The sequence below is a fragment of the Buttiauxella warmboldiae genome (assembly GCF_003818135.1).
In the GTDB taxonomy this organism is placed as follows: Bacteria; Pseudomonadota; Gammaproteobacteria; order Enterobacterales; family Enterobacteriaceae; genus Buttiauxella; species Buttiauxella warmboldiae.
In genome coordinates this window covers 129,086-142,414 of the sequence record NZ_RPOH01000030.1, presented here as the reverse complement: position 1 = coordinate 142,414, position 13,329 = coordinate 129,086, and the positions used below count along the sequence as shown (strand labels likewise).

The window sequence follows — 13,329 nt, the reverse complement described above, 5'->3', positions numbered from 1 at the left end:
CAAAGTTATCCACAATCGTGTCGATATTTGGTGATACGGAGGTTTTTCCCGGAGGTCATCTACACTTAGCTAACTATATATAGAAGGAATTAGCTATGCGCATCTGGCCGATTATCACCACTCTTGCTGTTGCGTTTCTTGTTGTTGCCTGTAGCACCCCTGCTCCTCCCCCCGGCACTACGGTGGTGAATAACTTTGACGCTAAACGGTATCTTGGTAAATGGTATGAAATTGCCCGCCTTGATCACCAATTTGAAAGTGGACTGGAGCAGGTGACCGCGACCTACAGCGCCATGGACGATGGCGGGATTCGAATCATCAACCGGGGTTTTAACCCTGACAGGCAGATGTGGCAGCAAAGCGTTGGCAAAGCTTACTTCACAGGTGACCCGGGCCGCGCAGCATTGAAAGTCTCGTTCTTCGGGCCGTTTTACGGTGGCTATAACGTGATAGCGCTGGATAAGGAGTACCGGCACGCACTGGTATGCGGGCCGGATAAAGAGTATCTGTGGATATTGTCGCGTACCCCATCTATCAGTGCAGAAGCCAAACAGCAGATGCTTGATATCGCGACTCGTCAGGGTTTTCCGGTCGAGAGGCTATTGTGGGTTAAACAGCCCGCCGGTTAATGAGTGCTGAGTTTCAGACCAATAATCCCAACGACAATCAACGCAAGGCTCGCAATGCGGGCCAGGTTTGCTGATTCGCCCAGTAACAAGATACCCGTAGTCGCCGCGCCGACTGCGCCAATCCCCGTCCAGATGGCGTAAGCCGTACCGGTAGGCAACGTTTTCATCGACCATGACAGCAATGCAATACTGACAATCATCGCCACTATCGTGATCATGCTTGGCCACAGGCGGGTAAAACCATGGGTATATTTCAGGCCAACGGCCCAGACAACTTCTAATAAACCGGCAATAACAAGAATAAACCAGGCCATATACAGCTCCGTTATGGGGCCGTCCCCGGAAAGCAAGAAGCGCTTATGGGTCGTCCCATAAGGCTAATAAGAAAGCGATTCTAACATAACGGTACGGGCATGAGCCGTACCGTTATGTGCTGCATTAATTCTGCGCTTTGGTTGCGGCTCCGGAAATCGCCTGACCGCCATCCTGAATATCTTCACCAACACCTTTAGTCGTATTACACGCCGTCAGTAAAGACGAAAGCACCACGAGAGAAAAGACCGCTGCAATAGTTTTCTTAATCATGACCGTTTCCTTTTTTGACCGTATTGTTTGTGTATAGCAGTTAAAGCATAGACAAAAATTAGCAGGCTGAAGGAAAAAGCAGATTTTTAGGAGAGTTGGAAATTACTTGTTTGCAGCGCGCTCGATTGAACCGCCAAGATGCTTGAGATCTTCGCCAAAGCCGCGAGTGGTGTTACACCCCGACAGAATCGTCGTTAATAACGTGATGAAAAGTAAATTTTTAATCAAACGGTTCATCTTCCCTACCTTTAGCAAGCGGCGATGATGCGCAAAGCGCGCCACCGCCGACCTTCACGCCTTACTTCACGCGAGAAACGTATTCGCCAGAGCGGGTGTCAACTTTGATCACTTCGCCAATCTGCACGAACAAAGGTACCTTAACAACGGCACCAGTAGACAGTGTTGCAGGCTTACCACCGGTACCAGCAGTATCGCCTTTCAGACCTGGATCGGTTTCCACGATTTCCAGCTCTACGAAGTTTGGCGGCTGTACCGCGATTGGACGGCCGTTCCACAGGGTCACGATACACTCGGCCTGATCCAGCATCCATTTAGCATTATCACCGATAGCCTTCTCATCCGCAGCCAGCTGCTCGAAGGTTTCGTTATTCATGAAGTGGTAGAACTCACCGTCGTTGTACAGGTAAGTCAGGTTCATATCGATAACGTCTGCGCCTTCAGCGGAGTCGGTAGATTTGAACGTTTTCTCCACGCGGGTGCCTGTCAGCAGGCGGCGCATTTTAACGCGGGCAAAAGCCTGGCCTTTACCTGGTTTCACAAACTCACTGGATTCGACTGCGTAAGGTTCGCCTTCGAACATGATTTTAAGACCGGCACGGAAATCGTTGCTAGAATAAGTCGCCATAAGGCCCTCTGAAATTGTTAATTGGTAGCTTAGCCAAAAAATGGCACACATTGTAACCCTAAATCCCCCCCGCAGAGAAGATTGGTTAACGCAACTTGCCGATGTTATAACCGATCCCGACGAACTGCTGCATATTTTAAATCTGGACGCCGATAAAGAGCTGCTGGCGGGACGCGATGCACGTCGACTTTTTGCCCTGCGCGTACCGCGGGCTTTTGTCGCTCGCATGGAAAAAGGCAATCCTGATGACCCACTTTTGCGCCAGGTGTTAACCGCAAAGGAGGAGTTTGTTGCTGCTCCAGGCTTCAGCATCGATCCTCTTGATGAGCAGCACAGCGTGGTGCCCGGACTGCTGCACAAATACCGCAACCGGGCACTATTGCTGGTAAAAGGTGGCTGTGCGGTCAACTGCCGTTATTGCTTCCGCCGCCATTTCCCGTATTCCGATAACCAGGGAAACAAGCGCAACTGGCAGGCCGCTATCTCATACATCAGTGAACATCCGGAACTGGACGAAATTATTTTCTCCGGTGGCGATCCGCTGATGGCGAAAGATAGTGAACTGGAGTGGCTGCTCGCCGGACTGGAAGCTATCCCGCATATTAAGCGGTTACGCATTCACAGCCGCTTGCCGATTGTGATCCCGGCTCGTATCACCGCTACGCTGGTTACCCTACTGGCCAGTTCGCGCCTGCAGGTGATTCTGGTTAATCATATTAATCACGCACAGGAAATCGGTGACGAATTCAGAGCGGCGATGGCGAATTTACGCCAGGCGGGCGTGACGCTGCTTAACCAGAGCGTGCTGCTACGCGGTGTAAACGACAATGCCCGGACGCTTGCCAACCTGAGCAACGCGCTGTTTGATGCGGGAGTGATACCTTATTACCTGCATGTATTGGATAAAGTGCAGGGCGCGGCCCACTTCATGGTGAGTGACGACGAAGCCAGAATCATTATGCGTGAGCTGCTAACGTTGATTTCCGGCTACATGGTGCCGAAACTTGCGCGAGAGATTGGTGGTGAGCCGAGTAAGACGCCGCTGGATTTGCAGCTGCGGCAAAGCTGAGCGATTTTAAGAGGTTCGCCCCACCCAGGGCTCTCCCTCAAGGAAAGGCCAGGGTGAGGGTTGTTTTACAACACAATCAGTTCGGACACTTATACACCTGACCCGTCATTTTGCTGGCGGTAGGAGCGAAGCTCGACAGCAGGTTTTGCGTCGGGCTGCTCACGCCATACAGCACGTTGCCCCCCATCGCCGCGGCGTTATTACGCAGAGCATTTGCCGCGCCACGCATAGAACCGCCTTCACCGCCCTGCTGCCCGGAAAACCAGTTACTTTGCTCACCGGTTGCGTTTCCTAATAGCTGGCATTCAGTGCCTGGCTTCTCCTCAACAAAACGGACGCCCTGCCCACCAGCAGAAAGATCGTTGCTGGTGCTACAGCCTGCCAGCAGCAGCGCTGCCACAGCCATTCCTGCTGAAACTTTAATGCGCATGTTGTTCCCCGTTATCAATGCTGTCTTGAATAGTGGCGGGCAGTCGTCGCCCGGTGAGATCTTATACCAGAGTGTGGCCAAAAAGAAAAAACCCTCAGCCATTTCTGCCTGAGGGTTTTCTTAACACGATGTGACTAGCACATAAATGTCAGGGCAATTACATCATGCCGCCCATGCCACCCATACCGCCCATACCTGCGCCGCCTAAGTCAGGGGCATCAGATTTTGGCAGGTCGGTAACCATGCATTCGGTGGTGATCATCAGGCCAGCCACAGAAGCGGCATACTGCAGAGCAGAACGCGTCACTTTGGTTGGATCGAGGATACCCATGTCGATCATGTTGCCGTATTCTTCCGTTGCTGCGTTGTAACCGTAGTTACCGTCGCCGGCTTTCACGTTGTTAGCCACAACAGATGGCTCTTCGCCACAGTTCAGCACGATCTGACGCAGCGGAGATTCCATAGCGCGCAGCGCGACTTTGATCCCCACGTTCTGGTCTTCGTTCTGGCCACGCAGTTCAGACAGTTTAGAAGCCACGCGAATCAGCGCAACACCACCACCGGCAACCACGCCTTCTTCAACCGCAGCACGGGTAGCGTGCAGGGCATCTTCAACGCGTGCTTTCTTCTCTTTCATTTCAACTTCGGTAGCCGCACCGACTTTGATGACTGCAACGCCGCCAGCCAGTTTAGCTACGCGTTCCTGCAGTTTTTCACGGTCGTAATCAGAAGTGGCTTCTTCGATCTGCTGGCGAATCTGAGACACACGTCCCTGGATTGCCGCTTCTTCACCAGTACCATCAATGATAGTCGTGGTGTCTTTGTTGATAACGATACGCTTAGCGGTACCCAGATCTTCCAGGGTCGCTTTTTCCAGCTCCATACCGATCTCTTCAGAGATTACCGTACCGCCAGTCAGCGTTGCGATATCCTGCAGCATCGCTTTACGACGGTCGCCGAAGCCTGGTGCTTTAACAGCAGCAACTTTCACGATACCGCGCATGGTGTTAACCACCAGAGTCGCCAGCGCTTCGCCTTCAACATCTTCAGCGATGATCAGCAGCGGTTTGCCTGCTTTCGCAACGGCTTCCAGAACCGGCAGCATTTCACGGATGTTGGAGATTTTTTTATCCGCCAGCAGGATGAACGGGCTTTCCAGTTCGATAGAACCGGTTTCTGGCTTGTTGATGAAGTATGGAGACAGGTAGCCGCGGTCAAACTGCATACCTTCAACCACATCCAGCTCGTCCTGCAGACCGGTGCCTTCTTCAACGGTGATAACACCTTCTTTGCCCACTTTTTCCATTGCTTCAGCGATCAGCTGGCCAACGGTTTCGTCGGAGTTAGCAGAGATAGTACCAACCTGAGCGATAGCTTTAGAGTCAGAGCATGGAACAGACAGCGCTTTAAGCTCTTCAACAGCGGCGATAACAGCTTTATCGATACCGCGTTTCAGGTCCATTGGGTTCATGCCAGCCGCTACCGCTTTCAGGCCTTCGGTGATGATGGACTGAGCCAGTACGGTTGCTGTAGTGGTGCCGTCACCCGCAGCGTCGTTCGCTTTTGAGGCAACTTCTTTCACCATCTGCGCGCCCATGTTCTCGAACTTGTCTTCCAGCTCGATTTCACGCGCAACGGAAACACCGTCTTTAGTGATAGTCGGTGCACCGAAAGATTTATCCAGAACTACGTTACGGCCTTTAGGACCGAGGGTAACTTTCACTGCATCTGCCAGTACGTTAACGCCACGCAGCATTTTCACACGAGCGTCATTACCGAATTTTACGTCTTTAGCTGCCATTGTTCTTTTCCCTTAAATTCGTTGCGTTCAGTTCAGTTTTTCGCGTGGATTACGCTTCAACAATCGCCAGAATGTCGCTTTCTGCCATAATCAACACTTCTTCATTGTCGATCTTCTCAGACTTAACACCGTAGCCATCGTTGAAAATTACGATATCGCCGACTTTGACGTCCAGCGGTTGCACATTACCGTTTTCCAGGATGCGGCCTTTACCGACAGCGATGATTTCGCCACGAGTTGATTTACCAGCTGCGCTGCCGGTCAGAACGATGCCGCCCGCAGATTTAGATTCAACTTCTTTACGTTTGACGATGACACGGTCATGTAATGGACGAATACTCATGTGATAGCTCTCCTTTGAGAAAGTCAGTATCAGTTGTTTGGGAAACGCCGGCCCAAAATAGGTTATCGGCTGGTGACCTGAGAGATGGGGATGAGCCTTCCCCGCTTCAAGGGGGGAAAACAAAAAAAATTTCGATTTTTAACGATTGTGACGATCTTCATTATCACGGTCGTCGAGTTGCTTTGGCGCATCGTCTTTACGCTGATACTCGCCGTCGAAGGTGGAACCCCCACCCGTACCCGCGCTAAAACCACCGCCAGCCGTGCGAGAGAAACGCAAATGCGGCATCAGTTTTAGCGTCAGATGCTTTTGTACGGGCGGCAGCAACAGCAACAAGCCAAGGAAGTCGGTGAAAAAACCGGGCAACAGCAGCAGTAAACCCGCGATGATCAGCGAAACGCTTTTAATCATCTCAACGGCCGGGCTTTCCCCCGCAGCCATTTTTTGCTGCATCAGCATGAAATTTTTAAAACCCTGGTTGCGAACCAGCGACATACCAATGACGGAAGTGAAGATCACCAGTACCAGCGTCAGGAAAACCCCCATCACATGGGCGACTTGAATAAATAATGAAATCTCAATGTAAACATAGAGAAAAACGGCTATTAACGGTATCCAGCGCACCGCACACTCCTGTAGTTGGGCAAGCGCTTTCAGGCACTTGCGAAAATAGGTTAGCAATTATGCATAGTCAAAGAGATGGCGACGCTTTAGCCAAAAATCAATCTTCGTGCCGCATTATTTTTTTGGAAATTTTCAACAATTGATCAACATCACATATTAATAATTGTTATGTGAGCTGCGCCGTATTAAGTGATCCAGATTACTGCTTTTCGCTATCATCAGCATATCATCACGGCGTCGAGACCGAATATGGACATAATCGTCGGTCTATTCATCGCACAACCAAAGATCCTGTGTGTGCAATGATCAATCAATGGCAGCATTAATTAAGAAGGTTCACATGTTAAATAACATTCGTATCGAAGAAGATTTGTTGGGTACCAGGGAAGTGCCAGCGGATGCCTATTATGGTGTTCATACTCTGAGAGCGATTGAAAACTTCTATATAAGCAACAGCAAAATCAGTGACATCCCTGAATTTGTGCGCGGCATGGTGATGGTGAAGAAAGCAGCGGCAATGGCAAACAAGGAGTTACAAACCATTCCGAAAAGCATCGCAAACACCATTATCCAGGCCTGTGATGAAGTGCTGAATAACGGCAAGTGTATGGACCAATTCCCGGTGGACGTTTACCAGGGCGGTGCCGGGACTTCCGTCAACATGAACACCAACGAAGTGCTCGCCAATATTGGGCTTGAGCTGATGGGCCACCAGAAAGGTGAGTACCAGTTCCTGAACCCGAACGACCATGTGAACAAATGCCAGTCCACTAACGATGCCTACCCAACCGGTTTCCGCATCGCGGTGTATGCCTCTATTGTGAAACTGATTGATGCGATTAATCAGTTAGGCGACGGCTTCCAGCGTAAAGCGGTGGAGTTCGAAAACGTCCTGAAAATGGGCCGTACCCAGCTGCAAGACGCGGTACCGATGACGCTGGGCCAGGAGTTCCACGCATTCAACGTGCTGCTCAATGAAGAAACCCGCAATCTGCTGCGTACCGCAGAACTGCTGCTGGAAGTGAACCTCGGCGCGACCGCTATCGGCACCCGCCTGAATACGCCAGAAGGCTACCAGCAGCTGGCGGTGCAGAAACTGGCGGAAGTGAGCAACCTGCCGTGTGTGCCAGCCGAAGATCTGATCGAAGCAACTTCCGACTGCGGCGCTTACGTTATGGTGCACAGCTCGCTTAAACGCCTGGCGGTGAAAATGTCGAAGATCTGTAACGACCTTCGTCTGCTCTCCTCCGGCCCGCGTTCGGGTCTGAACGAAATCAATCTGCCAGAGCTGCAAGCCGGTTCTTCCATCATGCCTGCCAAAGTGAACCCGGTCATTCCGGAAGTGGTAAACCAGGTGTGCTTCAAAGTGATTGGCAACGACATCACCGTCACCATGGCTTCCGAAGCAGGCCAGCTGCAGCTCAACGTCATGGAACCGGTTATCGGCCAGGCGATGTTTGAATCTATCCACATTCTGACCAACGCCTGCTACAACCTGCTGGAAAAATGCATTAACGGCATCACCGCGAATAAAGAAGTGTGTGAAAGCTACGTCTACAACTCGATTGGTATCGTCACCTATCTGAACCCGTTCATTGGCCACCACAACGGCGACATCGTCGGGAAGATTTGTGCAGAAACCGGTAAGAGCGTACGCGAAGTGGTTCTGGAACGCGGCCTGCTCACCGAAGCCGAGCTGGATGATATTTTCTCCATCAATAACCTGATGCACCCGGTCTATAAAGCCAAACGCTATACCGATGAAAGTGAACAGTAATCTTTCCGGTTGTTAACACAAGGCACGTCCATTGGACGTGCCTTTTTCATTTGTGGCACCAACAAAAAAACAACAAATAATTATCAATTAATCAAACACAAGGAAGGAAAGCATGTTTGGAGCAGAACTCGTTATCGTGCTGTTAGCGATATACCTTGGGGCCAGACTCGGCGGCATCGGCATTGGCTTTGCTGGCGGTTTTGGGGTGCTGGTGTTAACGCTGATTTTTCAGGTTAAGCCTGGCGCGATACCGTTTGACGTTATCGAAATCATTATGGCGGTTATTGCGGCGATTGCCGCTATGCAGGTGGCAGGTGGGATGGACTACCTGGTCAGCCTTGCAGAAAAACTGCTGCGCCGTCATCCAAAATACATCACGTTCCTCGCCCCGCTGGTGACCTGGTTTATGACCATTCTCGCCGGAACGGGCCATACCGCGTTTTCCACGCTGCCGGTGATCACCGAAGTGGCGAAAGAGCAAGGGATCCGCCCCTCTCGTCCGCTATCTATTGCCGTTGTGGCGTCACAGATTGCGATTACCGCCTCACCGATTTCTGCCGCAGTAGTGTTCTTTGCCGGCATTCTGGAGCCGCTAGGCGTCAGCTATCTGACCCTGCTGGCTATCTGTATTCCGGTGACCCTGGTCGCCGTGATGCTGACGGCTATCGTCTGTAACTTCCTCGGCTGCGAATTGAAAGACGATCCTGTTTATCAGGAACGCCTCGCCAAAGGTGAAATCAAACTACGCGGCAACAGTGTGTTTACATTGAAACCGCACGCGAAACGCTCCGTTTTGCTGTTTTTGATCGGCATCGTTGCGGTGATGTTCTACGCAACGGCCATCAGCAGCACCGTGGGCCTGATCGAAAATCCAATCCTGCCGCGTAACGAAGCGATTGTGGTGTTCATGCTGACCATCGCCACGCTTATCTGCATCACCTGCAAAATTGATACCGGTGAAATCCTTAATGCCAGCACCTTCAAATCAGGGATGAGCGCCTGTATTTGCGTGCTGGGCGTGGCATGGCTGGGTGATACCTTCGTCAAAAACCATATTCAGGATATTCAGGCTGTAGCGGGTGACTTGCTGCAAGGCTATCCGTGGTTATTAGCGGTGGTGATCTTCTTCGCGGCCACTTTACTTTACTCCCAGGCCGCGACCACAAAAGCGTTGATGCCAGCAGCGCTGATGCTGGGGGTTAGCCCGTTGACGGCTATCGCCTCTTTTGCTGCGGTTTCTGCGCTGTTCGTATTGCCAACCTACCCAACCTTATTGGCGGCAGTCGAAATGGACGACACCGGTTCAACACGCATTGGTAAATACGTGTTTAACCACGCGTTCTTAATTCCCGGCGTGATTGCCATTACGCTGTGCGTGATCCTCGGCTTCATCGTCGGCGGGCTGATTCTGTAAATCTTTTAAAACACGGGTCGCCCTGCGGCCCGTTTAACACCTCCCCTCGCTCCCCCCATGCTATAGTCACCGCTGACCCACCAGATACGAGGTTAGCTATGCCAACGACTCAGGCTGTTGTCATCCTTTGTACTGCCCCGGACGAAGCCTGCGCGCAGGAACTTGCCGCGCTGGTGCTGGCTGAAAAACTGGCGGCATGCGTCACCTTATTACCCGGCGCCACCTCGCTGTATTACTGGGAAGGGAAAATGGAGCAGGAGTATGAAGTGCAGATGCTGCTCAAAAGCGACATTGAGCATCAGGAAGCCCTGCTGGCCTGCCTGAAATCCCATCACCCATACCAGACCCCTGAATTACTGGTTCTGCCAGTTACCCACGGAGATAGTGAATACCTCTCATGGCTCTACGCATCTTTGCGCTAATTTTTGCGCTGCTCAGCTCACAGGCTTTTGCCGGTCTGTTCGACAACCAGAGCAAATCACAGTTTGTTCCCGTCGATCGGGCTTTTGCGTTCGATTTTCAGCAGTCAGAAAACCGGCTCACCCTCAACTGGCAGATAAAACCGGGTTACTACCTTTATCGCCAGCAAATCAGCCTAAACCCCGTGCGGGCCGAACTGGCCCCCTTAGCATTGCCTAAAGGCAGCTGGCATGAGGATGAGTTTTACGGCAAGACGGAAATCTACACGAAACAGCTTAATCTGCCGGTAACGATTCAGAGCGCAGCTAAAGGGGCAACGGTAAGCGTCACCTATCAGGGCTGTGCGGAAGCCGGGTTCTGCTATCCACCAGAGACGCGCGTGGTGCCGCTGAGCGAAGTAGTGGCTGTGAATGAGGGCCGCCCTCACTCTGACTCTCTCCCCCAGGAGAGGGAAAAGACCCACGCCGCGGCATCTTCCTCCTCCCTCTCCCCAGCAGAAGGGGTCGGGGCGTGGGGCTCAGACAACACCGCTACCGCCCAACTGCCGTTCTCCGCACTCTGGGCATTCTTAATCGGTATTGGAATCGCCTTCACGCCCTGCGTGCTGCCAATGTATCCGCTGATCTCCGGTATCGTGCTTGGCGGTAAACAACGTCTGTCCACCGCCCGCGCTCTGCTTCTCACCTTTGTTTATGTACAGGGAATGGCGCTAACCTATACCGCGCTGGGCCTTGTGGTTGCCGCCGCCGGTCTGCAGTTCCAGGCGGCGCTGCAACACCCGTACGTGCTTATCGGTTTATCTGCCCTATTTATATTGCTTGCCGCATCAATGTTTGGGTTGTTCACTCTGCAATTACCATCATCGCTACAAACCCGTCTCACTCTGATGAGCAATCGCCAGCAGGGTGGTTCTGCGGGTGGCGTATTTGCCATGGGCGCTTTAGCCGGGCTGATTTGCTCGCCCTGCACCACCGCGCCGCTGAGTGCCATCCTGCTGTATATCGCCCAGAGCGGAAACATGTGGCTCGGCGGTGGCACGTTATACCTTTATGCAACAGGCATGGGGTTACCGCTGATCTTGATCACCGTTTTTGGCAACCGCCTGCTGCCAAAAAGCGGCCCGTGGATGGAAACCGTCAAAACCGCGTTTGGTTTTGTGATCCTCGCACTGCCGGTTTTCCTGCTGGAGCGCATACTGGAAGAGCCGTGGGGCATTCGCTTGTGGGGTTTGCTGGGCGTCGCGTTCTTTAGCTGGGCGTTTATCACCAGCTTACAGGCAACAAAATCGTGGATGCGTGTGGTACAAATTATCTTACTGGGTGCCGCTCTGGTAGCGGCAAAACCGCTGCAGGACTGGGCGTTTGCGACCCCCGCCGCGACCAGCCAGGCGCATCTCAGTTTCAGCAAAATTGCTAATGTGGAACAGCTGGATCAAGCCCTGGCTGAGGCAAAAGGGAAACCGGTGATGCTGGATCTGTACGCTGACTGGTGCGTGGCCTGCAAAGAGTTCGAGAAATATACCTTTAGCGACCCACAGGTACAGCAACAGCTGGCAAATACGGTTTTACTGCAGGCAGACGTTACCGCTAACAATGCACAGGATGTGAGGTTGTTAAAGCATCTACAGGTTTTAGGGCTGCCAACGATTCTGTTCTTTGATAAGGCAGGACGCGAGCAACCGAACGCCCGGGTGACGGGCTTTATGGATGCCGATACTTTCCGTGCGCATTTGCACAATCATGCGCAGTAAACAACACTAAGGTGGGAATGACCGTTGAAGGAGACGATCGTGCAACGCGAAGACGTACTAGAGCACGCCCTCCACGTCCTTGAACGTGAAGGGATTGCCAGCACTACCCTTGAGATGGTCGCCACTCAGGCAGACTATCCCGTTAAGGAGATCAGGAACTTCTGGCCTGACAGTGAAGCCTTACTTTACGACGCGTTGCGTTATTTGGGCCAGCAAATAGACGTCTGGCGCCGCCAGCTCACGCTAAACGAAGAGCTGTCGCTTGAGCAAAAACTGCTCAAGCGCTATGAGGCGTTAACCGAATGCGTGAACCATAACCGCTACCCGGGGTGCCTGTTTATTGCCGCCTGCACCTTTTACCCGGATGCATCGCACCCGATTCATCAGCTGGCCGATAGGCAGAAAGAAGCGGCCTGGGAGTTCACTCACGCTATGCTCACCCAGCTGGAAGTGGATGATCCAACGATGGTGGCGCATCAAATGGAGCTGGTGCTGGAGGGCTGTCTGAGCCGTTTACTGGTTAAACGCAGCCAGGCTGATATCGAAATCGCCCGCCAGCTGGCGGAAGATATACTGCGCTTTGCACAGTGCCGAAAAGGTGGCGCATTAACCTGATGAAACGTTTTCTCGTCGTTCTGCATGAAAAGCAGGCAGTTAAACGTATTTAACCCCTTTTTTATGATAAAGCCGTTGACGCCCAACGGCCTTTACGGTTTAATGCGCCCCGTTGCCCGGATAGCTCAGTCGGTAGAGCAGGGGATTGAAAATCCCCGTGTCCTTGGTTCGATTCCGAGTCCGGGCACCACTATTTAAAGAAACCAGCCTGAAGGCTGGTTTTTTGCTATTGGGAGTTTGGACTCTCCATCGAACTGCGTCCGATTATTCGTCGCATCCCTGCGACTCACCCTGACGGGCCAGCGCAAGCGCTGTTCAAAAACGTTCCCGACGTTTTTGTCCGAGTCCGGGCACCACTATTTAAAGAAACCAGCCTGAAGGCTGGTTTTTTGCTATTGGGAGTTTGGACTCTCCATCGAACTGCGTCCGATTATTCGTCGCATCCCTGCAATTCGCCCTCGCGGCCATAAACAGCGCAAGCGCCGTTCAAAGAAACCACTACAAAACCAGCGTCATAAATCGGCTGTTTGGATCGGGTTGATAATCTGCAAAGGGTTCGCAATCGACAAAACCGTGCTTGAGATAGAGATGGTGGCAGGCAGTGAATCCCGGCTGGGTACCGGTTTCTAAACTAAGGCGCTGGAAACCACGTTCACGTGCGACTTCCAGGATATGTACCAGAAATTGATTCGCCACGCCGCGGCGTAAAAACGCCGTCGCGGTGCGCATTGATTTCAGCTCGCAGTGCTCGTCATCCAGCATTTTCAACGCGCCAATTCCGGCAAGTTGCTCCCCTTCCCACGCCGACCAAAATGTGACTTCTGGATCACGGAGTTTCTGCACATCTAAGGCATGGCTGCTTTCCGGCGGCGATTGTTCCAGCATTCCGGAAATATGGTAGGCCACTAATGCCTGCACCGCAGGGTGTGAAAGATCGTCGGTTTTGATGGTCAACATGCCCGGCTTCCTGATTGCTATTTACATATTTGCAACATCAAAGCGCACAT

At 52.3% G+C, this 13,329-nt stretch carries 16 protein-coding genes and 1 tRNA gene; 8 read left to right on the top strand and 9 right to left on the bottom strand.

Annotation, left to right across the window (positions count from 1 at the left end):
• The first annotated feature begins 95 nt into the window (after nt 1-95).
• Nucleotides 96-629: a lipocalin family protein gene (locus EHN07_RS09230; protein WP_124023873.1), complete on the top strand. Its 534-nt coding sequence runs from the start codon at nt 96-98 to the stop codon at nt 627-629.
• Here EHN07_RS09230 and sugE read toward each other — a convergent pair.
• The 4 genes from sugE to efp form a co-directional block, all read right to left on the bottom strand.
• Nucleotides 626-943 (bottom strand): quaternary ammonium compound efflux SMR transporter SugE, encoded by a 318-nt coding sequence (sugE, locus tag EHN07_RS09225; protein ID WP_124023872.1) that lies wholly within the window; start codon nt 941-943, stop codon nt 626-628. The two genes, EHN07_RS09230 and sugE, sit on opposite strands and share 4 nt — an antisense overlap.
• Before the next feature lie 124 nt (nt 944-1,067).
• Nucleotides 1,068-1,214, bottom strand: coding sequence for a lipoprotein toxin entericidin B (gene ecnB / locus EHN07_RS09220; RefSeq protein WP_124023871.1), 147 nt, complete (start codon nt 1,212-1,214; stop codon nt 1,068-1,070).
• Between the two features lie 102 nt (nt 1,215-1,316).
• Nucleotides 1,317-1,451, bottom strand: coding sequence for an entericidin A/B family lipoprotein (locus tag EHN07_RS09215; RefSeq protein ID WP_124023870.1), 135 nt, complete (start codon nt 1,449-1,451; stop codon nt 1,317-1,319).
• Nucleotides 1,452-1,512: 61 nt separating this feature from the next.
• On the bottom strand, nt 1,513-2,079 hold the full coding sequence (gene efp / locus EHN07_RS09210; RefSeq protein ID WP_124023869.1) for an elongation factor P: 567 nt from the start codon (nt 2,077-2,079) through the stop codon (nt 1,513-1,515).
• Between the two features lie 40 nt (nt 2,080-2,119).
• Here efp and epmB point away from each other — a divergent pair, with 40 nt between their 5' ends.
• The gene (gene epmB / locus EHN07_RS09205; RefSeq protein WP_124023868.1) at nt 2,120-3,148 is read left to right on the top strand and encodes an EF-P beta-lysylation protein EpmB; all 1,029 of its coding nucleotides are present in this window, start codon (nt 2,120-2,122) and stop codon (nt 3,146-3,148) included.
• Nucleotides 3,149-3,224: 76 nt separating this feature from the next.
• Here epmB and EHN07_RS09200 read toward each other — a convergent pair whose 3' ends face one another.
• The 4 genes from EHN07_RS09200 to EHN07_RS09185 form a co-directional block, all read right to left on the bottom strand.
• Nucleotides 3,225-3,578 carry a DUF4156 domain-containing protein gene (locus tag EHN07_RS09200; RefSeq protein ID WP_124023867.1) on the bottom strand — a complete coding sequence of 118 codons (354 nt, stop codon included), beginning with the start codon at nt 3,576-3,578 and terminating at the stop codon, nt 3,225-3,227.
• Nucleotides 3,579-3,735: 157 nt separating this feature from the next.
• Nucleotides 3,736-5,379 carry a chaperonin GroEL gene (gene groL / locus EHN07_RS09195; RefSeq protein WP_124023866.1) on the bottom strand — a complete coding sequence of 548 codons (1,644 nt, stop codon included), beginning with the start codon at nt 5,377-5,379 and terminating at the stop codon, nt 3,736-3,738.
• Between the two features lie 49 nt (nt 5,380-5,428).
• Nucleotides 5,429-5,722, bottom strand: a complete 294-nt coding sequence (locus tag EHN07_RS09190) for a co-chaperone GroES (protein ID WP_034461121.1) — start codon at nt 5,720-5,722, stop codon at nt 5,429-5,431.
• A gap of 138 nt (nt 5,723-5,860) precedes the next feature.
• Nucleotides 5,861-6,346, bottom strand: coding sequence for an FxsA family protein (locus EHN07_RS09185; protein WP_124023865.1), 486 nt, complete (start codon nt 6,344-6,346; stop codon nt 5,861-5,863).
• A 340-nt stretch (nt 6,347-6,686) separates the two neighbouring features.
• Between EHN07_RS09185 and aspA the strand changes: the two genes are divergently transcribed.
• The 6 genes from aspA to EHN07_RS09155 all read left to right on the top strand — a co-directional run bounded on the left by aspA (nt 6,687) and on the right by EHN07_RS09155 (nt 12,512).
• Nucleotides 6,687-8,123, top strand: a complete 1,437-nt coding sequence (gene aspA / locus EHN07_RS09180) for an aspartate ammonia-lyase (RefSeq protein ID WP_064561797.1) — start codon at nt 6,687-6,689, stop codon at nt 8,121-8,123.
• Nucleotides 8,124-8,235: 112 nt separating this feature from the next.
• Nucleotides 8,236-9,537 (top strand): anaerobic C4-dicarboxylate transporter, encoded by a 1,302-nt coding sequence (locus tag EHN07_RS09175; RefSeq protein ID WP_124023864.1) that lies wholly within the window; start codon nt 8,236-8,238, stop codon nt 9,535-9,537.
• Nucleotides 9,538-9,635: 98 nt separating this feature from the next.
• Complete coding sequence (gene cutA, locus EHN07_RS09170; protein WP_124023863.1) at nt 9,636-9,959, top strand: divalent cation tolerance protein CutA; 324 nt, start codon at nt 9,636-9,638, stop codon at nt 9,957-9,959.
• On the top strand, nt 9,935-11,707 hold the full coding sequence (locus EHN07_RS09165; RefSeq protein WP_124023862.1) for a protein-disulfide reductase DsbD: 1,773 nt from the start codon (nt 9,935-9,937) through the stop codon (nt 11,705-11,707). Before cutA ends, EHN07_RS09165 begins: the two co-directional genes overlap by 25 nt.
• 39 nt (nt 11,708-11,746) lie before the next feature.
• Nucleotides 11,747-12,322 carry a transcriptional regulator gene (locus tag EHN07_RS09160; RefSeq protein ID WP_124023861.1) on the top strand — a complete coding sequence of 192 codons (576 nt, stop codon included), beginning with the start codon at nt 11,747-11,749 and terminating at the stop codon, nt 12,320-12,322.
• Nucleotides 12,323-12,436: 114 nt separating this feature from the next.
• Nucleotides 12,437-12,512: transfer RNA gene (locus EHN07_RS09155), tRNA-Phe, on the top strand.
• 308 nt (nt 12,513-12,820) lie between these two features.
• Here the strand turns inward: EHN07_RS09155 and EHN07_RS09150 are convergent.
• A complete protein-coding gene (locus EHN07_RS09150; RefSeq protein ID WP_124023860.1) occupies nt 12,821-13,279 on the bottom strand; it encodes a GNAT family N-acetyltransferase in 459 nt (152 codons plus the stop codon).
• Between the last annotated feature and the right edge of the window lie 50 nt (nt 13,280-13,329).